The 24,201-nt window shown below is 57.2% G+C and carries 22 protein-coding genes; 11 read left to right on the top strand and 11 right to left on the bottom strand.

The window, feature by feature from the left end; genetic code table 11:
- Positions 1-40: 40 nt before the first annotated feature.
- Both J5441_03875 and J5441_03870 read right to left on the bottom strand, forming a co-directional pair.
- The gene (locus J5441_03875; GenBank protein MBO4934294.1) at positions 41-1,543 is read right to left on the bottom strand and encodes a response regulator; all 1,503 of its coding nucleotides are present in this window, start codon (positions 1,541-1,543) and stop codon (positions 41-43) included.
- Positions 1,544-1,686: 143 nt separating this feature from the next.
- The gene (locus J5441_03870) at positions 1,687-1,998 is read right to left on the bottom strand and encodes a hypothetical protein (protein ID MBO4934293.1); all 312 of its coding nucleotides are present in this window, start codon (positions 1,996-1,998) and stop codon (positions 1,687-1,689) included.
- 214 nt (positions 1,999-2,212) lie between these two features.
- Between J5441_03870 and J5441_03865 the strand changes: the two genes are divergently transcribed.
- From J5441_03865 to J5441_03850, 4 genes are all read left to right on the top strand, one after another.
- A complete protein-coding gene (locus tag J5441_03865) occupies positions 2,213-2,488 on the top strand; it encodes a helix-turn-helix transcriptional regulator (GenBank protein ID MBO4934292.1) in 276 nt (91 codons plus the stop codon).
- Between the two features lie 37 nt (positions 2,489-2,525).
- A complete protein-coding gene (locus tag J5441_03860) occupies positions 2,526-3,845 on the top strand; it encodes a glycosyltransferase (GenBank protein MBO4934291.1) in 1,320 nt (439 codons plus the stop codon).
- 198 nt (positions 3,846-4,043) lie between these two features.
- Entirely contained in the window at positions 4,044-6,953 is a 2,910-nt protein-coding gene (locus J5441_03855) for an amino acid permease (GenBank protein MBO4934290.1), read from the top strand.
- Positions 6,954-6,972: 19 nt separating this feature from the next.
- Entirely contained in the window at positions 6,973-8,589 is a 1,617-nt protein-coding gene (locus tag J5441_03850; protein ID MBO4934289.1) for a response regulator, read from the top strand.
- A 56-nt stretch (positions 8,590-8,645) separates the two neighbouring features.
- On the opposite strand, the gene J5441_03845 is transcribed toward J5441_03850, so the two are convergent.
- The 3 genes from J5441_03845 to J5441_03835 all read right to left on the bottom strand — a co-directional run bounded on the left by J5441_03845 (position 8,646) and on the right by J5441_03835 (position 10,664).
- Entirely contained in the window at positions 8,646-8,927 is a 282-nt protein-coding gene (locus J5441_03845) for a TrpR-related protein YerC/YecD (GenBank protein MBO4934288.1), read from the bottom strand.
- Positions 8,928-9,061: 134 nt separating this feature from the next.
- On the bottom strand, positions 9,062-9,619 hold the full coding sequence (locus J5441_03840; GenBank protein ID MBO4934287.1) for a manganese efflux pump: 558 nt from the start codon (positions 9,617-9,619) through the stop codon (positions 9,062-9,064).
- A gap of 118 nt (positions 9,620-9,737) precedes the next feature.
- A complete protein-coding gene (locus J5441_03835) occupies positions 9,738-10,664 on the bottom strand; it encodes a hypothetical protein (protein MBO4934286.1) in 927 nt (308 codons plus the stop codon).
- A 128-nt stretch (positions 10,665-10,792) separates the two neighbouring features.
- Here J5441_03835 and J5441_03830 point away from each other — a divergent pair, with 128 nt between their 5' ends.
- The 7 genes from J5441_03830 (at position 10,793) to J5441_03800 (ending at position 17,831) form a co-directional block, all read left to right on the top strand.
- Complete coding sequence (locus J5441_03830; protein ID MBO4934285.1) at positions 10,793-11,350, top strand: chromate transporter; 558 nt, start codon at positions 10,793-10,795, stop codon at positions 11,348-11,350.
- On the top strand, positions 11,347-11,913 hold the full coding sequence (locus J5441_03825; GenBank protein ID MBO4934284.1) for a chromate transporter: 567 nt from the start codon (positions 11,347-11,349) through the stop codon (positions 11,911-11,913). The genes J5441_03830 and J5441_03825 overlap by 4 nt, the downstream gene beginning before the upstream one ends.
- 61 nt (positions 11,914-11,974) lie before the next feature.
- Positions 11,975-12,973 carry a TraB/GumN family protein gene (locus J5441_03820; GenBank protein ID MBO4934283.1) on the top strand — a complete coding sequence of 333 codons (999 nt, stop codon included), beginning with the start codon at positions 11,975-11,977 and terminating at the stop codon, positions 12,971-12,973.
- A 49-nt stretch (positions 12,974-13,022) separates the two neighbouring features.
- On the top strand, positions 13,023-14,387 hold the full coding sequence (locus J5441_03815; GenBank protein ID MBO4934282.1) for a UDP-N-acetylmuramoyl-L-alanine--D-glutamate ligase: 1,365 nt from the start codon (positions 13,023-13,025) through the stop codon (positions 14,385-14,387).
- Positions 14,388-14,404: 17 nt separating this feature from the next.
- Positions 14,405-15,409, top strand: a complete 1,005-nt coding sequence (locus J5441_03810) for a M20/M25/M40 family metallo-hydrolase (protein ID MBO4934281.1) — start codon at positions 14,405-14,407, stop codon at positions 15,407-15,409.
- 12 nt (positions 15,410-15,421) lie between these two features.
- Positions 15,422-16,429 (top strand): M28 family peptidase, encoded by a 1,008-nt coding sequence (locus J5441_03805; GenBank protein ID MBO4934280.1) that lies wholly within the window; start codon positions 15,422-15,424, stop codon positions 16,427-16,429.
- A 19-nt stretch (positions 16,430-16,448) separates the two neighbouring features.
- Positions 16,449-17,831 (top strand): hypothetical protein, encoded by a 1,383-nt coding sequence (locus J5441_03800; GenBank protein MBO4934279.1) that lies wholly within the window; start codon positions 16,449-16,451, stop codon positions 17,829-17,831.
- 104 nt (positions 17,832-17,935) lie between these two features.
- Here J5441_03800 and J5441_03795 read toward each other — a convergent pair whose 3' ends face one another.
- From J5441_03795 to J5441_03770, 6 genes are read right to left on the bottom strand one after another with little or no spacing between them, the layout of a single operon-like run.
- Entirely contained in the window at positions 17,936-19,135 is a 1,200-nt protein-coding gene (locus J5441_03795; GenBank protein MBO4934278.1) for a PDZ domain-containing protein, read from the bottom strand.
- Between the two features lie 18 nt (positions 19,136-19,153).
- Positions 19,154-20,308: a peptidoglycan DD-metalloendopeptidase family protein gene (locus J5441_03790; protein ID MBO4934277.1), complete on the bottom strand. Its 1,155-nt coding sequence runs from the start codon at positions 20,306-20,308 to the stop codon at positions 19,154-19,156.
- 18 nt (positions 20,309-20,326) lie between these two features.
- Positions 20,327-21,493 carry a peptidoglycan DD-metalloendopeptidase family protein gene (locus J5441_03785; protein ID MBO4934276.1) on the bottom strand — a complete coding sequence of 389 codons (1,167 nt, stop codon included), beginning with the start codon at positions 21,491-21,493 and terminating at the stop codon, positions 20,327-20,329.
- 15 nt (positions 21,494-21,508) lie between these two features.
- Entirely contained in the window at positions 21,509-22,396 is an 888-nt protein-coding gene (gene ftsX, locus J5441_03780; protein MBO4934275.1) for a permease-like cell division protein FtsX, read from the bottom strand.
- On the bottom strand, positions 22,393-23,079 hold the full coding sequence (gene ftsE / locus J5441_03775; GenBank protein ID MBO4934274.1) for a cell division ATP-binding protein FtsE: 687 nt from the start codon (positions 23,077-23,079) through the stop codon (positions 22,393-22,395). Before ftsE ends, ftsX begins: the two co-directional genes overlap by 4 nt.
- Before the next feature lie 35 nt (positions 23,080-23,114).
- Positions 23,115-24,200 (bottom strand): helix-turn-helix domain-containing protein, encoded by a 1,086-nt coding sequence (locus J5441_03770; protein ID MBO4934273.1) that lies wholly within the window; start codon positions 24,198-24,200, stop codon positions 23,115-23,117.
- Position 24,201 lies beyond the last annotated feature (1 nt).

Below are 24,201 nucleotides of genomic sequence, written 5' to 3'. Positions count from 1 at the left end.
CGGGGTTCGGTTTTTAATCTTTCTCATATCGCAGGGCGCGTCAGATAAGCCCCTGCTTTTTCCCGTCGATAACGCTCTTCAGCGTGGAGAGCATTTCTTCTACGTTCAGCGGCTTGGCGATATGGCCGTTCATACCCGCCGCTTCCGCGACGGCTATATCCTCGCGGAACGCGTTGGCGGTCACCGCCACAATCGGTATCCCCGAAAGCGCAGGATCCGGAAGCGAACGGATCGCGCGCGCGGCGGAACAGCCGTCCATAACGGGCATCTGGATATCCATAAGTATAACGTCGTAATAGCCGTCTTCGGAAGCGGCGACCTTGTCGACCGCGATCCTGCCGTTTTCCGCCCTGTCGATCTCGAAGCCCGCCTGCGTAAGCAGCAGATTCGCTATCTCCATATTAACCTCGTTATCCTCTACGAGCAGCGCGCGGAGTCCGTCGAATCTTATCGCGGTTTCGCTCTCCGCCTTCGTTTCCTCCGGCTTTTCTATCGGGAACGACACGTTGATGATGAACTCGGTGCCTTTGCCCTTTTCGGTGACGACCTCTATACTGCCGCCCATCATATCGAGTATGTTCTTGGTTATCGACATACCGAGTCCTGTGCCCTGTATCTTGCTTACGGTGGAGACGCGTTCGCGCTCGAACGGCGAGAACATATGCTCGACGAAGTCCTGATCCATACCGATACCGGTGTCTTTCACGCGGATCTCGTAACAGCCGGTGCCGCCGTCTTTGGACAGCTGCTTCAACCCGAGCTCGACGGCGCCGTTTTCGCCAGTGAACTTGCCCGCGTTGCTCAAAAGGTTCATGAGCACTCTGGTCAGCAGGTTTTTATCGCAGAGGACCCACTTGTCCTCCACGTCGCTCGACTGCGTGAAGGTGATGTTTTTCTCGTTCAACTGCGTTTTAATGATCTCTCCGGCCTCGCGGACGCATTCTTCGATATCCGTTCTGCGCTGTTCGAGCTCTATTTTGCCGCTCTCGATGCGGCTCATTTCCAGAACGTCGTTGACGATAGCCAGGAGCTGACGGCTCGCCGTATCGATCTTATTGACGTACTCAAGCTGTTTTTCAGGCGACTCCTCTTTTTTAGCGAGCGTGGTGTAGCCGATTATCGCGTTCAGCGGAGTACGCAGGTCGTGGGTCATGTTGGAAAGGAAAAACGTCTTCGCTCTGCTCGCTTCCTCGGCCGCGGAAAGCTGCGCTTCAAGGTGCTCGTTTTCCTGCACCCTGCTGACCGTCCGCTGTATCAGCCACATCATTACGAAAACGAATATGCTTCCTCCGAAGAGGATAGCCGATATGACGATATCCGGCTTGCCGAATATTCCGACGATCAGGTAGCCCGCGAGAAACAGTATCAGCAGCACTATCGGCAGATTCAGTACGCGGCGCTCCTTATCCCAGTTCCCGCGCTTGCGCACCCTGCGGGCGAAACGAACGTAAAGGAAGATATTATACGCCATCAGCGCGCTTCCCGCGAACACCATGGAATAAATCAGATATTCGGATGTTATCAGCCGCTTCAGAAACTCCATGCTTTCGTCCGTTCCTCTCAAAATCAAGACTTAACGTGTCTATAGTTTGATTATATCCCCGGAAGACTTTTAAGTCAATATATTTTCTCGATAATAGTCCGCCGCCCCTTAAATTAAGGGACGGCGGATTTCCCGCGTTGCGTTTATGAGATAAATCCGTTTTCGTCAAGCTCGCCGCAGATGACGTTTTCAACTGATTTTGTCGCGTAATCGAAATACACGGCAATATAACGGCCGTCCATCGTCCAGATGCTGCCGTATAACCCGCTGAAAAAGCTCGACGGCTCGCCCCACCACGCGACGAGGTCCGCTTCCTTCGCTCCTTCGAGCGCTTCGGTCAGCTCCTCCCGCGACATCGTGAACGCCTCGGCCTTGTCCTTCACGTTCTTTCCGCCGCAGGCGGCGAGCGCGAGCAGCAGCGCCGCGCAGAGAATAATCACAACGATCTTTTTCATAAACTCATCCCTCCGGATAAGAGACTCCGTAATCACAAAAGTATTACAAAAAAACACCGAAAAACCGTCAGTTGCGATTATATCACGCGCCTCTTCGGCTTGTCAAGCGCACAAACCGCGCGTTATTATAACGAAACGTAAACTTCTATTTCGTATACTTTATTTGACAAATAGGAAAAAGGTGTTATAATTCATACCTTGTGAGGTGAAAAGCATGCGCACGAAAAACGAAATAGCCGAAAACGGCTGCGAATATTCCTACGACAAGCTCTGGAAGCTGCTCATAGACCGCAAGCTTCGCAAGAAGGATCTGCAGAAGCTGACTCACATCAGCCCCGCGGTCATCGCGAAGATGGGGCGCGGCGAGGCGGTCAACCTCTCCACGCTGGGCAAGATATGCGTCGTGCTCGAATGCGGGCTTTCCGACGTCGTCGATATCGTCAAGAAGGTCAAGCCGAAAAAACGCAGAAGCAAGACCGCGATAATATAATGTGCGCGCCGGCATTCCGGCCGCGAAAAGAGGACATATGAACGTTACGATAATCTGCGAGGTTCTGGGCGAAGCGAATAACGGCACCTCCGTCGCCGCCTATAACCTCATAAACCACCTTAAAGCAAAAGGTCACAACGTCAAGGTCGTCTGTCCGGACGAAGACAAGCGCGGGCAGGACGGCTGGTACGTGCTGCCGCAAAAAAACTTCGGCGCGATCATAAATCGGATGATCAAACGCAACGGCGTCGTTATGCCTAAGTTCAGCAAGGAGATAATCGGCGAAGCGATAAAAGACGCCGACGTCGTGCATATCATGATACCGCTCTTTATGGCGCGGAAATGCTCGAAGTTCGTCAAGCGCGCGGGCAAGCCGATCACGGCGGGCTTCCACGCGCAGGCGGAGAATTTCACGTCGCACATCGGACTGATGGGCTCGCGAATCATCAATAATATCATCTACCGCTGGTATTACGGCAATCTCTATAAGCGCGCCGACTGCATACACTACCCGACACAGTTTATCCGCGACGTTTTCGAGAAGCAGATCGGCAGAAAGACCAACGGCGTAGTTATCTCCAACGGCGTCAACGACTGCTTCAGGCCCGCTCCCGCGGAGAAGCCGGAGCAGTACCGCGACAAGTTCTGCGTGCTTTTCACGGGCAGGTTCTCGAAGGAGAAGTCGCATAAGGTGCTGCTCAAAGCGATCGCTAAATCGAAGTACGCCGACCGCATACAGCTCTTCTTCGCAGGCAACGGGCCGACCGAAAAGCGCATTATGCGCATGGGCGAAAAGCGCCTCCCCAACGCGCCGGTCATCGGCTTTTACTCCCGCGAAGAACTTGTCAGGCTCATCAACTCCTGCGACCTCTACTGCCACCCCGCCGAGGTAGAGATCGAAGCGATTGCCTGTCTCGAAGCGATATGCTGCGGGCTCGTCCCCGTCATCGCTGATTCGCCGAAGTGCGCGACAAAGAACTTCGCGCTCGACGGGCGCTGCCTCTTCAAGGTCAACGACAGCGCGGATCTGGCGAAAAAGATAGACTACTTCATCGAGCATCCCGAGGAACGCGCCGCGCTGCGCGAGCGCTATCTGCGCGAAAGCGCCTCCTTCGACCAGCGGACGTGTATGGAGCAGATGGAGCAGATGCTTCTCGACGTCGCCGCGAGGGCGAAAGCCGCGGAAAGCGCCAAGGCGATCGCCGCCGCCGAGGCGAAGGCCGCCGCGGTGCGGGAAAGAGCCCGCGTCAACGCCGGAGCCGAAGCGCTCGGCGAGCTTTTCGACGCCTCCGAGCCCGAGCTTGAAGACTCGGAAGAGACTGAATCCGGCGATTGCGGCGCGCCTGCCAAACGCTGACCGACACTCCGGTATATGAACAACCCCTAAACGTCCTGCCGATACATCGGCAGGACGTTTATTCTTTAATCGCAACGTCACGAATATATAATAGTTGAAAACAGAACGAAAACGTGTTATAATTTATTGAATACTATTTACTTCGCTTGTTCCATCACAGAACTGCCGCGGCTGCGCGGCGAAGAGGAGAATATTTATATGTCAGGCGGAAACAAAACCGGAAATAAGCTCGGCGGATACCTGTCGCCTCTGGGCGTATGGGCGCTCGCGTTCGGCTGCAGCGTCGGCTGGGGCGCGTTTATTATGCCCGGCACGACCTTCCTGCCGATCGCGGGACCGCTCGGCACCGCTTTAGGCATCGTCATCGGCGCGGCGATAATGTATATCATAGGCGCCAACTATCACTACATGATGAACCGCTACCCCGACGCCGGCGGCACCTTCAGCTACGCCAAAGGGGAGTTCGGCCACGACCACGCCTTCCTCAGCGCGTGGTTTCTCGTGCTGACGTACGTCTCGATAATCTGGGCGAACGCGACGGCGCTCGCGCTCATCGCGCGAAACCTGCTCGGCAATACGCTGCAGTTCGGATTTCATTACACGATCGCCGGATATGACGTTTATATGGGAGAGCTGCTGCTCTCCGCCTCCGCGCTGATAATCTTCGGTTTCATATGCGCGAAATGGAAGCGCCTCGCGGGCGCGCTGCAGATCGCTTTCGCGCTGATACTCATCATAGGAATACTCGTCACCTTCGGCTTTACGATGGCGAACCTCAAGGACGGCCTCTCCGCGTTCAAGCCCGGCTTCGCGCCCGGCAAGAGCCCGTTCGCGCAGGTGGTCGCGATAGTCGCGCTCGCGCCGTGGGCGTTTATAGGATTTGAGTCCGTTTCGCACTCCGCGAGCGAATTCAGGTTCTCGCAAAAAAAGTCATTTCTGATAATAGCGATCGCCGTCACGACCGGCGCCGTCGCCTACCTGACTCTCGCGGAGATTGCCGCCGCCGCGCTGCCCGAGGGCTTCGCAAACTGGACGGATTACATCGCCGCCGTCAACAGCGGCGAGCTTTCCGGCATCGAGGGCATCCCGACCTTCTTCGCCGCAGAGAACGCGATGGGCGAAATCGGTTCGACGGTGCTCGGAGCGACTCTGCTCGGCGGCGTGCTGACGGGACTTATCGGCAACATGATCGCCGCGAGCCGCCTGCTCTATTCGATGTCGGAAAACGAAATGCTCCCCTCCCGGTTCGGAAAGCTCAGCAAGAGCGGAGCTCCGAAAAACGCGATACTCTTCATAACCGCAATCTCCCTCGTCATCCCCTTCTTCGGCAGAACGGCGATCGGCTGGATAGTCGACGTAACGACCATCGGCGCGACTATCGCCTACGGTTACACCTCCGCCACGGCGTTCAAACGCGCTAAGCGGGAAGGCAGAAAGCTGATAATGGCGACCGGCGTGATCGGACTCGTTATGTCGGCGGCGTTCAGCATCTACCTGCTGATACCGAACTATCTCTCCGCGGCTCCGCTGGCAACCGAATCCTACCTCATTCTCGCGCTGTGGAGCATCATAGGCGTTATATTCTTCAGAACGCTTTTCAACAAGGATAAGAGCCGCAGACTCGGAAAGTCCACCGTAGCATGGATAGTGCTGCTTTTCCTTATCTTCTTCATCTCGCTGATGTGGATGCACCAGTCGACCAACAAATCGATGGAGGAGTTCGCAGCGAACGTCAACGAATACCACACGCAAGAGGCCGTAGAAACCGGCGTATCGCCCGACGATCCGCATCTGAAGGCGCACGAAGAATATATCAACTCCGAGCTCGACAAAATGAACGACACCGTCACGCGCGACAGTCTGATACAGATGGGGCTTATCGTTATCGCTCTGATCTCGATGTTCAATATTTACTCCGTCATGCAGAAGCGCGAAAAATCCGCCGATATCGAAAAGATCAAGGCCGAGCAGAGCAACAAGGCGAAGAGCTCCTTTCTCTCTAATATGAGCCATGATATCCGCACTCCCATGAACGCGATCACCGGCTACACCGCCCTCGCGAAAGCGGAGCCGGATCTTTCTCCCAAGGTCCGCGAATACCTCGACAAGATCGACTCGTCAAGCCAGCACCTGCTCGGACTTATAAACGACGTGCTCGATATGGGCCGCATCGAAAGCGGCAAGATCGAACTCCGCATTGAGGACGCCGATATTGTAAAGATCGTCACCGACGCCTGCGACGTCTTCATCCCGCAGATGAACGCGAAGCACATCGATTACAAAGTCGACGTTTCCGAAGTCGATAACAGGTGGGTGCGCTGCGACGACAACCGTCTCAGCCGCATCCTTCTCAACCTCGTATCCAACGCTTACAAGTTCACTCCCGAAAACGGCAGCGTCTCCGTAACGCTCCGCCAGACCGGCGGCGCCGACGGCGTATGCGATTACGAGCTGCGCGTCAAGGACTCCGGCATCGGTATGAGCAAGGAGTTCGCGGGGCATATCTTCGAGGCGTTCGAACGCGAACGCAGCAAGACGGTCGAAGGCATCCAGGGTACCGGCCTCGGAACGGCGATAACCAAGAGCTTCGTCGATATGATGGGAGGCACCATCTACGTCGATACTGAGCTCGGCAAGGGTACGGAATTCATCATCAACCTGCCGTTTGAGAAGGGCGAGGAGGTCAAGACCGCCGCCGAAAACGAAACCTTCGATTTTACCGGCATGAGGATACTCGTCGCGGAGGATAATCCCGTCAACTTCGAGATAGCGAAGCTCGTGCTCTCAAAGGCGGGCTTCGAGGTCGATTCCGCCGAGGACGGCGCCGTCGCGCTGGAAAAGGTCCGCTCCTCCGAGCCCGGCCGCTACGACGTCGTGCTTATGGATTTCAATATGCCCAACATGAGCGGCCTCGAGGCCGCGGAAGCGATACGCGCTCTGGACGATGAAAAACGTGCTTCCGTTCCGATAGTCGCGATGACCGCCAACGCCTTCGCCGAAGACGTGCAGGCGGCTCTCGACGCCGGTATGAACGCGCACATCTCCAAGCCGATCGACGTTCCCGGAATGCTGGCGACGCTTAGAGAAGTGCTCGCCCGCACGCATTGATTGCAGAAAGGAAAGCCCTATGAGAAACAACGCCCCCGCCTTCGGGCGCAACGACGAATCTCCCATAGAGATGATGCCGACGCTGCTTGCGGTCGGCGATATGCTCCCCGGCGGTTTCTTCGTCTACCGGAACGATGAATCGCAGGAGATATTCTACGTCAACCGCGCCGCGCTCCGTATCTTCGGCTGCGCGGATATGGAGCAGTTCCGCGAGCTGACCGGAGGGACCTTCCGCGGACTCGTGCACCCTGACGACTACGAGAATATCCAGGATTCGATCGACCGGCAGATCGCGGACGAAAGCAACGATAACCTCGACTTCGTCGAATACCGCATCATACGCCGCGACGGCGAGATACGCTGGATCGACGACTACGGCCACCTCTCGCACCTCGAGGGATACGGCAGCGTATACTATGTCTTCATCAGTGACGTGACGGATAAGCTCCGCGCGGAGCAGGAGAGATTCAAGGCCGAGCTCGAGCTCGCGCAGGAAAAGCGCGCGAACGAGATGAAATCCGCCTTCCTTTTCAACATTTCGCACGATATACGCACGCCGATGAACGCCATAATCGGCTTCTCCGATCTCGCAAGGCGTCACGCGGACGATCCCGCGATGCTGGCAGACTGCCTCGAAAAGGTTGAAATCTCAAGCAAACAGATGCTGGCGCTTATCGACGATATGCTCGATATGAATTCGCTGGCCGGCGGCCGCTTCGTAGCGAAGTCCGAGCCGGCGAAACTGACTGACCTGATATCCGTCGCGGTCGACGTCTTCCGCGCGAAGGCGCAGGAGAAGAATATCGCGCTCCGGCAGGAGACCGACCTGCCCGACCGCGCGGTGCTTCTCGACAAGCACCGCTTCCTGCGACTGATGAACAACCTTATCGACAACGCCGTCAAGTTCACCCCCGAGGGCGGAACGGTCACGGTAAAGGCGCGCGTCAAACGCAGCGAAGGCGCCTACGCCCGCTATGAGTTCTCCGTCGCCGATACCGGCGTCGGTATATCCGAGGAATTCGCCGCGCATATGTTCGAGGCGTTCGAGCGCGAAGAAAACTCCACGAAGAGCGGCTCGATCGGTACGGGACTCGGGCTCTCCATCGTCAAGGCGCTGGCGGACATAATGGGCGGCACCGTAACCGTTCAGACCGAAAAGGGCAAGGGCTCCGTCTTCACCGTCGAGCTGCCGCTGAAAGCGGCGGACGCGGACGGCACCGCTCACGTCGAAATCAAGCAGCCGAAAGCGGACGGAAAACGCCGCCTGCTCCTCGTCGAAGACGTATATATCAACCGCGTGCTCGCGGAAACGGTGCTGACCGAGGCGGGCTTCACCGTCGAATCCGTCACCGACGGCTGCTACGCCGTCGACGCGGTGCGCGAGCGCCCCGCCGGCTACTACGACCTCGTGCTGATGGATATACAGATGCCCGTCATGAACGGCTACGAAGCGACGCGCGCCATCCGCGCACTCGACAACGGCGCTTCCCTGCCGATACTCGCCCTCTCCGCCAACGCGCGCGAGGAGGATAAAAAGCGCAGTCTCGAATCCGGCATGAACGGCCATATCGCGAAGCCTTTCGAAACCGCCGGCCTCGTTTCGAGAATAAACGAACAGATAAACAAAGGCGAATAGGTATACAAAAAGAAAAACGCCTCCACGCGGGAGGCGTTTTTTTATATCAGATTCGCTTATTCCTTTTTCAAAAAACGTGAGTAACCGCTGCCGTACTGCACGCAGCGCGAAACGCGGCTGAGCGTCGCGGAGGATATCTCCGTCTGCTCCATCACCTGCGAATAGGTCTTGCCTTCTATGAGCAGCTGCGCCGCCTTGATGCGCTGCGCCATCTGCTCGACCTCCTTGACAGTGCAGAGGTCGTCGAGCAGTTCGCGGCATTCGTCGACAGAGGCCACTTCTACAAGCACCTCGTAAAGCTTCTCTATATCCGCTTTGCTGACCTTATGCTCTGTCATTCCGCGACCTCCGCGATTCATTCTTTGCTTATTATACTTTATTAAACTAAAGTTGTAAAGACATTTTTGCATTTTTGTGAGAAAAAAATTCGGGACGCGCGATTTGCGCGTCCCGAAGCCGTATCGGGTTTATATCAAAGAATGCCTTTCAGGAAGATCTCTATTCCTATCAAAATGAGGATCGCGCCGCCGATAACGGCCGCCTTGTCGGCGACGACCGCGCCCGCCTTCCTGCCGAGCCATACTCCCGCGGCGCATATACCGAAGGTGATCGCGCCGATGATAAGCGCCTCGGCAAGCGCCCAGCCGAAGCTCAGTTCCGCAATCGTGAGCCCGACGGAGAGCGCGTCGATCGAGGTGGCGATCCCTTGAACGAGCAGCGTTCCCGCGCCCGCGGTCTTCTCCGCTTCGCCGCGCAGCCCCTCCCATATCATCTTGCCGCCTATGAAAAGCAGCAGCACGAGGGCGATCCAGGGTATAAACTTACGGAACGACTCGAACTCCTCGAAAAGCGTGTGCACGCAAACCCATCCGAGAAGCGGCATCACGGTCTGGAAGCCGCCGAACACCGCCGACGAAATCAGTGCCTTGCGCTTTTTCATATCAGGTTCGCGCAGACCGTTGGCGACGGAAACGGAGAACGCGTCCATCGCGAGCCCGACTCCGAGCAGAGCCGCGTTTATGAAAAACATAGCGTTCAACCGCGTTCACCACCATTCCGGAAATACAGTAATAATATGCGCCCCGCGCCGAAAAAATCAACCCCGCGCGAAGATACGCTTCACACGGGGCGAGATGCTTTATGTGAAGTTACTTTTTTGCGGCGTCCTGCTGCTTTTTGTTATATCGCGTCCAGAGAAACGCCAGCAGACCGCCGCTGACAAGCGCCGCCGCGCCGAGCAGTATCGCCATTATCTCCAGAAGGCCGAAGCCGTTTGACGCAGGCACGAAATCCGCGAATTCGCATACGGCGAAGTAATACTTCCTGCCGGACTCGAGCGTTTCGGATACCCTGATAACGCCGCTTCCCGCGAGCTCTTCTTCCGACTCTCCGCCGTCGCTCCCGGAGAGGGCCGGCGAAACCGCCTTGCCGACGTTCTTGTTACTCGTCGAAACGTGAGACGCGCGTTCGGGGTAGAACAGCACGACCATACTTCTGCCTATCAGGCTTGCGTCAACGGGCAGGATAATCGTCACCTTGGATTTGAAGTTTTCGTCGCCGCCGAGCAGGACCTCGTAGCAGCAGACAAGCTCCTTATCCTTCGACGCGTCGAGGAGCTTTTTGTAGATATCGGCGTACTCCTTATCGTCCGCGGAGACCGACTTTGCATCTATCAGCAGAGCATCGTTCGGCTGCGAAAGCCCGATGGTGATACCGGTGACGTCGTGCGTTATGGTCTGCGCGTATGCCTCTTCGGAGGACGAACTGCTTGACGAGGAGCGGCGTTCCCCACGGCTCGATTCGCTCTCCTCGGATGAGGACTCTTCCTCTTCGGACGAACTGCTTTTTTCTTCTTCGGAAGAGCTGCTCTTCTCCTCTTCGGAGGAACTGCTTTTCTCTTCTGCGGAAGAACTGCTTTTTTCCTCCTCGGATGAGCTGCTCGATTCCTCGGCGGACGAACTGCTTTCGGCTGACTGCCCCTCTTCGCCTTCGGCAAATACGCTGAATGCCGTCAGAGAGCTCATTATAAGCAGCAGCGCGATGACTGCCGCGAGTAATTTCTGCAACCTTTTCATACGTTTCCCTTTTCGGTATTTATCTGATTTTGATATTATATAATACTACAAAAGCGCGTGATTGTCAATACCGAGAGATTATTGCCCGCCGCACTTGATTTTCGGCAGCGTTGTGATATAATATCGGTATGAAAGAATTATTGAGTATGTTTCTGACCTTTGCGAAAATAGGCGCGACAACGTTCGGCGGCGGTTACGCGATGCTTCCGATGTTTCAGCGCGAACTCGCCGACAAGCGCGGCTGGGTGACGGAAGAGGAGATTTTCGACTACTACGCGATCTCCGGCTGCACCCCCGGCGTTATCGCGGTCAACGTCGCAACGCTGACCGGCTACAAGCTGCGCGGGGTTATCGGCGCGCTATTCTGCACGCTCGGAGTCATTGCGCCTTCGCTTGTGATAATAACGCTGATCGCGGCGCTGCTGACAGGCTTCGGCGGCAACGAGATCGTGCTCCACGCGCTCGCGGGAGTCCGCGTAGCCGTATGCGCCCTCGTTTCGGTCTACATCTGGAAGATGATAAAGAAGGGCGTGAAAGATCTCGTCACGCTCGGCATCTTCGCCGCCGCGCTCGCGATAGCGGTATTCCTGCCCGTTTCGCCCGTCTACATAGTCGCGGGCGCCGGCCTGCTCGGAATCATACTCTCCTTCATACTCCCGATGAAAAAGGAGGATGAAGCGGAATGACCTTTCTGATGCTGTTCTGGGAGTTCTTCAAAACGGGGCTTTTCGCCGTCGGCGGAGGGCTCGCGACGCTCCCCTTCCTCCGCGATATCGCGACGCGCTTCGACTGGTTCACGCTCGATCAGCTCTCGGATATGATTGCCGTTTCGGAGGCGACGCCCGGGCCGATAGGCGTGAATATGGCGACCTACGCCGGCTACAACGCCGCATATATACTCGGCGCGCTGACCGCGACGCTCGCGCTCGTGCTGCCGTCCTTCATTATCGTCTGCATTGTCGCGCGGTTTTTGCAAAAATACAAAGAAAGCCGCCTCGTGAACGGTCTGTTTTATGCGCTGCGTCCGGCTACCGCCGCGATAGTTACAGCCGCGGTCGCGGGCATCTTCATCAGCGCGATATTCAACGTTTCCGCAGGCTCGGGAGCGCCGCTGACGCAGATGATCTCACTGCCGGCGCTCGGGCTTTTCGCCGTCACGCTCGCGGGAGTCGTCGCCGCCGGCAAGAAAGTGCATCCGCTGGTATTCATCGCCGCCGGCGCCGCCGCGGGGATACTGCTCAAATTATAAACCTTGACTGATTGGCGATAAGGACAATACGCCTGACAAACGGTCAAATCCGGAGGTAATTATGAAAAAAACAGCCAGACTGCTCGCGCTCCTGCTTTCGCTGTCGCTTCTGCTCTGCGGCTGCAATTTCAGCATATCCTTCGGCCCGGCTCCCGAAAGCGGCTCTTCCGGCTCGTCCGGCGGCTCCTCCGGAAGCGAAGACGGGCCCTCCGAATACACGCCGGAGCTCTGGCGCGTCACATCGGACGGCTATGCCGGCTCCTTCTATCTCTTCGGCTCGATACACGTCGGCGACGACGAAATGTTCCCGCTGCCCGACTACGTCGAGAACGCCTACGCCGAATGCGGTGCGCTCGCCGTCGAATGCGACATAGTCGCCTTCGAGCAGCTGCCGGAGGCGGAGATCGCGAAGTATTACACCCCCTTCGTGCTGACCGACGGCACAACGATACGCGACCACATCGACCACAATATTTACAGCGCAGCGAAGAAGCTGCTGAAGGACGCGGGTTATTACAACTCCTCGATGGACTATTACGGCGCAGCGATGTGGTGTTCGCTCGTCGATCAGGTCGCCGTCGAGAACAGCGGCCTGAAGTATGAGAACGGCATAGACCGCCACTTCCTCGAGGACGCGCACAAGACCGGAAAGAAGATACTCGAGGTCGAGTCGGTGGAGTTTCAGTACGCGATGGAGCGCGGCTTCTCCGACGATATATACAACGTCGTGATGCGCGACTGCGTTGAGGACGGCTACCTCGACGACTACTCCGACGGCATTCACGAACTGCTCCGCTGCTGGAAAAACGGAACCGTTTCCGATGAGCTGAAGGCCGAATCCGACTACAGCGAACTGACGGACGAGGAACGCGCGCTCATGGAGAGTTACGACAAGGTCATGTGCGACGACCGCAACGTCGGAATGGCGGACGCCGCGGAAAGATATATGAAACAGGGTATGAACGTATTCTTCGTCGTCGGAGCCGCGCATATGTGCGGCGACAAAGGCGTCGTCGCGCTGCTGAAGGCGCGCGGATACGACGTTCAGCCCGTAAGATAAGTTATCACCATCATAATCAGCCAAAAATCCAAACGAACGGAGCTTCGGTATGACAGACATCAACGAAATCATCGCAAAGCACAAGGGCAAAAAAGTGGCAGTGCTCGGCCTCGGCGTCAGCAATATGCCGCTGGTGCGCCTGCTGAAGACCTGGGGCGCGGAGATAACGATACTCGACCGCCGCAGCGAACTGCCGGACGAATTTCTCTCCGACGTGACGCTGAAATTCAGCTGCGGCGACGGCTACCTCGACCGCCTCGCCGATACGGGTTACGATATAATCTACCGCACGCCCGGTCTCTACCCCTACATTCCGCAGATAAGCGCCGCCGTCAAGAACGGCGCCGTGCTTTCCAGCGAGATGGAGCTTTTCTTCGAGCTCTGCCCCGCGCCGATAACCGCGGTCACCGGCAGCGACGGCAAGACCACCACCACGACGCTGATAGCGAAGCTCTACGAAGCCGCGGGCTACAAGACCTTCCTTGGCGGAAACATCGGTACGCCCCTGCTTTCCTCGCTGGGCGATATCAAGCCGGCGGACAAGGTCGTGCTCGAGCTCTCCTCCTTCCAGCTGATAACGATGGTGCGCTCGCCTGAAACGGCGGTCATCACCAACCTTTCGCCCAACCACCTTGACGTCCACCGCAGCTATGAGGAGTACGGCAACGCGAAGAAAAACATATTCAAGTATCAGTCCGCCTACGGCACGGTCGTGCTGAACGCGGATAACGACTTCACCGCCGCCTGCGCATCCGAAGCCAACGGCAGGGTGCTGATGTTCAGCCGCCGCGAAAAGCCCGAGAACGGCGTCTATAAGGACGCGAACGGCGACATTTACTTCCGCGAAAACGGTAAGGAAACCTACCGTTTCAACGGCTCCGAGATCATGATAAAGGGCGAGCACAACGCGGAGAACTTCATGGCGGCGATGGCTGCCGTCGGCTGCGAGATCGCGTCGAAGTACGCGCCTCAGCTCGCGCGCACCTTCGCCGGAGTCGAGCACCGCAACCGCCTGATCGCGACGAAGAACGGCGTCCGCTTCTACGACGACTCCATCGGCACGAGCCCGACCCGCACGATCGCGACGCTCTCCGCCTTCGACGAGCGCGTGATTCTCATACTCGGAGGCTACGACAAAAAGGTCAGCTTCGACCCGCTGAAAGCGCCGGTCGGCGAAAAGGCGAAGGCGGTTTTCCTCTGCGGCAACACGGCCGGCAGAATCGCCGCTGCGCTGGACGGCTGCGGCGTGCCGCTGACGCGCTGCGCCTCCTTCGACGAAGCGGTCAGAGCCGCTGCGAACGCCGCCTCCGACGGCGACGCGGTGCTGCTCTCCCCCGCCTGCGCGTCGTTTGACGAATTCAAGAACTTCGCCGAGCGCGGCAGACGCTTCGCGGCGATAGTAAACGAACTGTAATTAACGGAAGTGATATAATGAACTACCTGAAAATACTCTCCGCGCTTGAAGCGCCCTCAGGCGCCGAACACGGCGTCGCGCCCGCGCTCGCGGAGCTGCTGAAACCCTACACCTCCGACGTGCGCGTGACCGCGCTCGGCTCGGTCGTCGGCGTCATCCCCTGCGGCGAGCCGGACGCGAAAAAACTGATGCTTGACGCGCACCTCGACTCCGTCGCCGCGTTCGTCACCGAGCTTGTCGAAGGCGGTTTCGTCCGCGTCGGCGTGCTCGGCATGGACCGCCGCGTTATGCTGAACGCGGAATTCACCATCCTCGGCAAGGGCGGCGGCGTCCGCGCCGTCCCCTGCGTGCTCCCGCCGCATCTGCAGAAGGAAAGCGGCAAGGTGCCGGAGGATTCCGAGATGGCGTTCGACACCGGTCTGCCGCTCGACGAACTGAAAAATAAGGTCGCCGTCGGCGACCCCGTGATATTCACCCCGAAATACGCCGAGCTGCTCGGCGGAAGAGCCGTCTGCACCTCCGGCGACAACCGCGCCTCCTGCGCCGTCGTGCTCCGCGCGCTCGAGCTGATCGGCGGAAAGAAGGCGAAGTTTGATATCATCGCCTCCTTCGCCTCGCAGGAAGAGGCGGGCGGAAGCGGCGCGTTCACCTCCGCCTTCGAGTTCGCGCCGGACGAGGCGGTCATCCTCGACGTATCCTTCGCGCAGACGCCGGACACGCCATACCCCAAAGCCGGCAAGCTCGGCGGCGGCGTTATGATAGGCGTTTCTCCGCGGCTTTCGCGCGAACTGACGGACAAGCTGAAAGCTGCCGCCGATCGCATCGGCGAGGCGTATCAGACAGAGGTCATGCCGCGCGACACCGGCACCGACGCCGACGACATATCTATCTCCGGCAGAGGCGTCGCCTGCGCGATGCTCTCGACTCCGCTGCGCTATATGCACACCCCCGCCGAGGTCACCGACGCGGCGGACATCGAATCCGCGGCGAAGATCCTCGCGGAATACGTAATCAACGGTTAGGAGGACGCGGAAATGCTCGAACTGATCAAAGAACTCTGCAATATCGACGGCGTTTCCGGCGGTGAAGCGCCCGTGAGGGAAAAGATAATCTCCCTCATCGACGGTTTCTGCGAATGGTCCGTCGATCCGCTCGGCAACCTGCTCTGCTTCAAAAAAGGCAGACAACCGGCAAATAAAAAAGTCATGTTCGCCGCGCACATGGATGAGGTCGGCTTTATCGTCACCGGTATAGACGGCGACGGATATCTGAAGTTCGGCACTGTCGGCGGCATACTCGACAGCGCGCTCCACGGTCGCGTGCTCCGCAAGGGCGGGCTGAAATGCGTCCTCGGCGGCAAGACCTGGCACCTCGTCAGGGACGACGGCAAAAAAGAGTATATAAAGCTCGACGATCTCTACGGCGACGTCGGCGCGAAATCGAAGGAAGAAGCCGAGAAGTACGTTTCGCCCGGCGATCTCTTCGCCTTCGACGTCGAGACCGTCGACTTCGGCGCGAACTCCCTCTGCGGCAAGGCGCTCGACGACCGCGCCGGCTGCGCGATCATGATCGACATGATAAGAAGCGAACTCGAATACGACGCACACTTCGCCTTCACTGTCTGCGAGGAGGTCGGACTGCGCGGCGCGGGTCCCGCTGCGTTCAGCGTACGCCCGGACGTCGCCGTCGTGCTTGAAAGCACCACCGCCGCGGACATCTGCGGCTCCGAAGGCAGCAAGCGCGTGACCGTTCAGGGCGACGGAGTCGCCGTTTCCTTCGCCGACCGCGCGACCGTTTACGATCGCGAGCTTTTCGCTCTCGTATGCAAGACCGCGGAAAAGAAGGGTATCAAATATCAGGTCAAGTCCGCGATCGCGGGCGGCAACGACTCCGGCGCGATACATAAAGCCGCCGCCGGCGTGAAAACTACCGCGCTCTCCATCCCCGCAAGGTATATCCACACGTCCCAGAGCACCGTCAACAAGGCGGACGTCCTCGCCTCCCGCGCGCTCGCGGAGGCTGTGCTTTCCGCCGTGCAATAACTCAAACGGAGAAACGCCCGTGAGAAAGACGATTTCGCTCATACTCCTCATCGCGCTGCTGGTCACGCTTCCGGCGGCGCTTTTCGGCTGCGGAGGCTCCGCCGCCGACGGCATCAAGGGGATATATATGACGAGCGCGGGCGTACTGCTCATCTCCGACGAGACGCTCTCGGTCAAGGTCTACGACAGGCACGGGGAAAAGATATACGGCAAGCTGAAAAAACTCAAAAAAGAAGACTTCCCCGAGCTGGCGCCCTATATGACCGCGAAAAAGGCGTTTCTGCTCGACTTCGCCGCGCTTGCGGAAATAAGCGCCGAGGGCAGCTATAAATGCCGCTACTCCGTCAAGGGCGAGGACGCATACCTCGAGCACACCTACGTCGTCAGCGCGTCACCCGCGGAGCCGCCGGAGGTCTTCTCCGCGGAGGCGACCGCGCAGGACGGCTACGCGATGCTGACCGTCAGCGTCGACCCGAAGTACGCGCGGCTTTTCGAGGTGTGGACGGACGCCGTTCCCGAAAGCTCGCGCTTCCCCGACTTCGCGCTCGAATGCGCCAGCGGTTACGATCAGATCTCAAACGGCGAAATGGTTTATGAGCTGCCCGTCGCCGTCGGGCGCGAGACCGTTTTTTACACGCGCGGGCTTTACAACTTCCTGGGTTACAGCGACAGCGAGTTGAAGATGATAAATAACCCCGAATACCCCGACTTCGTTACGCCGTGCGTCTGTCTGCAGCTGCTGAACCCCTACGACACACGCGTATTCAACCTCGGCAACGACACGCATATGCAGAAATTCACGATATACTCCCCCTCCGAAAGCGTCAAGCTGACGAGCGTCTACAGCGCTCCTCCGGTACCCGAGCCCGAGCCGCCCGTATTCTCCGCCGAGCTTGTCGCGGAAGGCGGAAAGGCGAAACTGAAGGTCAACCCGTTCCCGAAGGCGGTCTATTACCGCGCCGTAATCACCGAGCACTATAACGGCAGATCCCGCGTCGTCTGCAACGCCACATTGACGACAAAGCTCGTCGCGCAGGCGGATATCCGCAAGAACGCCCCCGCGGTCTACACCGGCGACGTCTACGCGATGCTCTCGGACGGCACGATGACCGAAAAACTCGAGCTGCAGGGCTTCTCCACCCGTTTTGTCGAAACGCCTGCTCCGGAGGTCACGTACGAAAGCGGCGAGGTCAAGGCGGTCTTCCCGCGCAAAGTCAACGTAAGCGTATGGCGCTCCGGCGCCGCGGTCAGCACCGACACCATGGTCGTCGGCGTCGACAACGTTTTCACCTACGTCCCCGACGGCGCGGGCGAATACGGCTTCATCTACAAGGTTTTCGGCAACGGCGCCGATATTCTCGACAGCGGGCTGATAGATTCGTCTAAGGTGAAGACAGAATAAGCCTCGGCAAAAGCAGAAAAATAATAACCCTTGAGGATCTCAAGGGTTATTTTTTAATATACGTGATACGTGATTCAACGCCCCTCAGCCGCGCGTCATATGACTCAGAAGCTTCTGCCGAGCGTTTCGACCGCCGCGATAAGCTGCGGATCGTCCTGCTTATCCATATCGTAGAACTTAGCCTGCTGTTCGGCGGAAAGCGTCACTCTGATATGCGGCTCGACACCGACGCCCTCGAAATTACTGCTGAACGGCGGGTAGAAGTACGCCACGGAGATGGAGACCGCAGAGCGGTCGCTCAGCGGGAACATCTGCTGGATCGTACCCTTTCCGAACGTAGTTTCCCCGACTGTCGTCGCCTTGTTGTAGTCCGAAAGCGCACAAGCGAAGAGCTCCGCCGCGGATGCGGTGTTCTCATCCATAATGACCGCCATCGGCATATCGAGCGAAGCGTCGTCGCTGGTTACGACCTCCGGCTCCTCCGAATCAGCGTAAGCTCTCGACATTATCGTGCCCTCCGGCAGCAGCGTGTCAAGCACCTGCGCGGCAACGTCAACATCGCCGTTGGAGTTGCGGCGCACGTCGAAGACGAACGCGCCGACTCCGCGCTCGCAGAGCGTGTCGACAGCGTCGTTGAAACCGTCGAGCGTCGTGGCGTCAAAGGTGTATATCCTGATATATCCGACGTCGCCCGCGATAACCTCGTATTCGACAGACGGAACGGATATGACGTCGCGCTTGACGGTGTAGTTTATCTTTCTGGTCATATTCGGGCGCTGGACGGTGAACTCCGCTGCGGTACCCTCCTCGCCGGCAAGCGCCGCGCAGGCGTTGACGAAGCCCATTTCGGCGGCGTCTTCACCCGAAATCGAAACTATCACGTCGCCGACCTTCATGCCTTCATCAGCCGCGGGCGAGCCCTTGACTACGCGAACGACGCGCATATAGCCGCTCTCGTCCTCAACTACGCTGATACCTATGCCGACGACCTTTCCCTGCTGTTCCTTCTTGTAGCGGGCGTAATCCTCGACCGAGTAGTACTTTGCGTAGGCGTCGCCGAGGCCGCCTATCACGCCGGTCGCCATCCCGTTGTTCAGCGCGGTTTCGTCGATATCCCCGATGTAGCGCTCGCGGAGAAGCTTGTTGATCTCTGCCATCTTCGTGAATGCCCTCTCCTGCGCCTGCAGGTTCTCGCTGACCTTATCGTATTTCGCGCGCATATATCCCGCGGTTATCGCCATCGTTGTGGCGGCCGCGAGGATAATGACAACGATCATCGTCAGTATTCCGAATCTCTTTTTCATTTCAGTTCTCTCCGATCGCTACTTGATATATGAAACATAATTCAACGGATCGACTCGATCGCCGTTCACGATAAACTCGAGATGCAGGTGATACCCGCTGGCGTTTCCGGTTTGGCCGACCTTGCCGATAACCTGACCCTTTACGACGGTGTCACCCTCGCTGACGGTCGGGCTTCCCGATATCATATGCCCGTAAAGCGTCGAGATGCCGCCGCCGTGCGATATGACAACGTACTGTCCGTAGCCGTCCGACGTCTCATTGACTTTGATAACAGTCCCGGAGTTACACGCCAAGATCGGCTTTCCTTTGATGCCTTCGCCTGCGGCATTCCTGCCGGCAATATCCATACCTGTATGGGCTTTTCTCCAGTATTTGCCTTTCTGCCCGAAGTAAGCGCTGATGTTGCTCTTTTTGTTGAAGCCGGACACCGGCCACAGGAACTCTCCGCCGACGTATTCGCCCTGCGACTGCTGCTTTATCAGCTCTTTTATCGCTTCGTATTCCTTATCCATTTCTTTCTGCGCGGCGGCGCGCTGCTTATCGTTCTGTTTTTTAAGCGTTTCGAGCTTGTCTGCGTTGCGTTCAAGTTTATTACGCTGAGTTACAAGATCGGATTTCAGCGCATCCATTTCCCGCTTGTCGCTTTCGAGACTCGCCTTGACGCTCTCGTAATCGCTCTTGGCGGTCTTGAACTCGGTCACCATATCCCTGTCCGCGGCGACGAGGATCTTCAGCGTATCGAGCGTATCGAGGAATGAGCCGAAGTCTTTGCTCTCAAAGAGCATATTGACGTAGGAATCGCTGCCGCCCATGTATATCGCGCGGATACGCTCCTCCATCTGCGCGGTGCGGACGGCGATATCCTCCTCCGCGCCGGCGATATTTTCGCTCTGCTCGTCGATCGCTTTGCCCAGCTCCTTGATACGGTCGTTGGTCAGGTCGATCTGCTCCTCGATCTCCTCGGTCTGCTCTTCGATAAGACCAATCTGTGAAAGCAGCTCCTTGCCCTCTTTTTCAAGTTTGGCAATCTTTTCCTCAAGGTCGTTGACCTTGCTCTGCTTCGCGTTTATCTGGTCCTGCAACGAATCCGCTCCCGCGGTTATCGTCATCGTCGTGGCGACCGCGAGGATAATGACGACGACCATCGTCAGTATTCCGAATCTCTTTTTCATCTCAGCTCTCTCCGATCGCTACTTGATATACGAAATGTAACCCAGCGGATCGACCTGCTTTCCGTCCACTATGAATTCGATGTGAAGATGCGGACCGGTGACGTTACCCGTCCTGCCGACGTAGCCGATGACCTGTCCCTTTGCGACTACGTCGCCCTTGCTGACGGTCGGACTGTCCTTTTTCATATGCGCGTAAAGCGTGGAGATGCCGCCGCCGTGCGATATGACGACGCGCTGGCCGTAGCCGCCGGAGGTGTATTTGACCTCGATGACCGTTCCGGCGTTGCAGGCGACTATCGGCTTGCCTTCAATTCCTTCGCCCGCGGAGTTCCTGCCGGCGATGTCCATACCGGTATGCTTGCCGCTGCCCCAAAGACTGCCGGCCTTGCCGAAGTAGCAGCTTATGTTGCTCTTTCTGCTGAAGCCCGGCACCGGCCAGATGAAGTCGCCGCCGACGTATTCGCCCTGCGACTGCTGCTTTATCAGCTCTTTGATCTCCTCATACTGCTTAGCCATTTCCTTTTCGGCAGAGGCGATTGCCTTCTTATTCTGGTCGCGGAGGGTCTTGAGCCTGGCCTCGTTATTCTCGAGCTTCTTACGCTGGGAGACGAGATCTGCCTTCAGGTCGCTCATCTCTTTTTTGTCCTTCTCAAGGCTCGCCTTGACGCTCTCATAATCGTTCTTGGCGGTCTTGAACTCAGTCACCATATCTCTATCAGCCGCGACGAGGATCTTCAGCGTATCGAGCGTATCGAGGAATGAGCCGAAGTCTTTGCTCTCAAAGAGCATATTGACGTAGGAATCGCTGCCGCCCATATATATCGCGCGGATACGTTCCTCCATCTGCGCCGTGCGGTCGGCTATGTCCCTCTCGGCGCCGGCGATATTTTCGCTCTGCTCGTCGATCGCTTTGCCCAGCTCCTTGATACGGTCGTTGGTCAGGTCGATCTGCTCCTCGATCTCCTCGGTCTGCTCGACGATGAGCTGGATCTGCGAAAGCAGCTCCTTACCCTCTTTTTCGAGCTTGGCGATCTTTTCCTCAAGGTCGTTGACCTTGCTCTGCTTCGCGTTTATCTGGTCCTGCAGAGAGTCCGCGCCGGCGGGCGCGCCGATAACGCCGGAGCATAAAAGCGCCGTCGTCAGCAACATAACTATCGCGGTTATTATCGAAACTGTTCTTCTCATAATACCCTCCCGGCGTCAGACCTTCAGATGCTTTCTGACGGAAATCACGCTGCCGAGAACGCCGGTCAGCACGCCGACAAGCAGGAACGACCCCGCGAGCGGAAGCGCGATCTCTTTGAACGGCATAGGCTTCAGAAGTTCGATCGAGCCTATGAGCTTCTGCATTCCGTAAACGTATATGAAATACTCGATGACGTAGGCGATGACGCTGCCGATAACGCCGATGAGGAATCCTTCGATGATGAACGGCTTTCTGATAAAGCTGTTTTTCGCGCCGACGAGCCGCATGATCCCGATCTCGAGACTGCGGTTCTGCATCGAGGCGCGTATAGTGTTTGAAATAATGAACGCGGAAATGATCGCCAGAATTATGACTACCGCGCCGCCCGCTATTTCAAGCACCCGCTTTATAGTGACTATCGTGCGCGTGGCGGAAGCCGACCACGTTACCTTCTCCACCCCTTCGATCGACTGGAGAACGGAAATGGTCTCGCTCGTCCTGGTCATATCCTTGAGCGTTATCACGAACTTATCCGGCAGAGGATTCGCCTCAAAGCCGTCAAGAATGTCGCCGTATTCACTGTATGACTGTTTGAATTCCTCCGCGCCCTCTTCCTTCGGAACGTAGGTCACGGTCGCGACGTTATCCGCCGCCTCGAGCGCAGTCTTCAGGTCGTACACCTCGCTCTGCGTCGCGGTGTAAGGCGGATATACGCGCACCACGTTCGCTTCGCCGAGCCGGTTGAGATAGCTTGAAATGTTCATCGATACAAGGACGAACGTTCCGAGCAGCAGCAGGCACACAGTCAGCACGCTGACGGAAACGATCGCCATCGGTTTATTGAACTTCGTGCTGAGCATCGAGCGCCCCCACGAATACTTCGTGACTTTATTCTTGCTCATATCACGTACCCGCCTTCGGCGTCGCTGATGACGACGCCCTCCTTGATCGCGATGACTCGCTTCTGCATCGCGTTGACGAGCTCCTTCTCGTGCGTCATTATAACGATGGTAGTGCCCTTTTCGTTAATCCTATCGAGCAGATACATCATTTCCGTCGAAAGCTTGGGGTCGAGGTTACCGGTGGGCTCGTCCGCTATAAGCAGCGACGGATTGTTGACGAGCGCGCGGGCAAGCGCGACGCGCTGCTGCTCGCCGCCGGAAAGCTCGGACGGCAGGACGTTCGCCTTCTCGGAAAGTCCGACGAGGTCGAGCATATACGGAACGCGGTTGCGTATGTGCTTTACCGGCGCGCCGATGACGCGCATCGCGAACGCGACGTTCTCGAAAACGGTCAGAGTCGGAATCAGTTTGTAATCCTGAAAGACTATGCCCATCGAGCGCCGCAGGAACGGGATCTCCTTCTTCTTCATCTTCAGCAGGTTGAATCCGTTGATGATGATCTCTCCGGAGTTGGCGGTTTCTTCGCGGATCATCAGCTTCGTGATGGTCGTTTTGCCCGCGCCGCTTTCGCCGGTGATGAAGACGAACTCCCCGTCGTTTATCGTAAAGCTCACGCCGTTAAGCGCCCGTTTCTTGCCGTTTTTGCCGTTATACCGCATAGAAACGTCTTTGAACTCTATCATTTCTTCTCCTTATCAGCCGAAAACAGTTTGCCGCGTCAATACTTGACGGGCTTTTCCTGAAGGTACTTGTGGACCATGAGCGCCACCTTGAAGACGATGGCGTTCTCGAATTCGCGCAGGTCGAGCCCCGTCAGCTTCTTGATCTTGTCAAGGCGGTAGACGAGGGTGTTTCTGTGGACGAACAGCTTGCGTGAGGTCTCGGATACGTTGAGGTTGTTCTCGAAGAACTTCTGGATCGTGAACAGCGTTTCGTGATCGAGACTGTCGATGGTGCCGGACTTGAAGACCTCGTCCATATACATCTCGCACAAGGTCGTCGGCAGATGGTAGATAAGACGCGCTATGCCGAGCGTCGCGTAATTGACGACGTTGTTCTCCGTCTCGAAGACCTTTCCGACCTCGATGGCGGTCTGCGCTTCCTTGAACGCACGGGCAAGCTCCGCGACCGAGGATACGACGTTGCTGACGCCGACGGTCGCATCCGCGAAAAACTCTCCCTTAAGAGTGTCAACGATCGAGAAGCCGAGTTTGTTTAGCGTCGTCGGCTCCTTATGCTCTTTGACCTCCTTGACGATGGCGATCTCATTCTCGCTGATGCGGATGACAAAATCCTGATTCTTCTCGGGGAAAAGATTGCGGATGACGTCGAAAAGCGATATGTCGGTCCGCTCGTCGATACGAACGAGCATAACGACGCGGTCGACCTCGTTGTTGATCTGGAGCTCCCCTATCTTGTTGCGGAGCTCGCCGGGAAGTATGTTATCGAGCAGCACGTTCTTTATGAACGCGGCCTTGTCGTATTTTTCGTCGTAATACGCCTTTATGTTGTCGAGAGACACCGACAGGATCGCAGCGGAATACTTTGCGCGCTCGTCGTCGCCGTCGACGAAGACGGCGTAATCCGCCTTAGTCAGCCAACCGAGCTTTTTATACGTCCTGCCGGCAAGAGAAAGGGTGTCGTTGGTGTACGACAACTCGTCCATTATGCCGCCGAAGGACTTGCCTATCAGCGAAAGGTCGCTGCATGAAACGACGACGTTGTTATCGTCGATAACGCCTATCGTTCTGCCGACAACGTCCTTCATCTGCTGGATCACAGTCTGAAACAGTCTGTTTGACATT

It is taken from the genome of Clostridia bacterium (assembly GCA_017620395.1).
Classification (GTDB): Bacteria; Bacillota; Clostridia; order Oscillospirales; family RGIG8002; genus RGIG8002.
The sequence above is the reverse complement of the archived record's forward strand: the minus strand, read 5'-3'. Positions and strand labels throughout refer to the sequence as shown.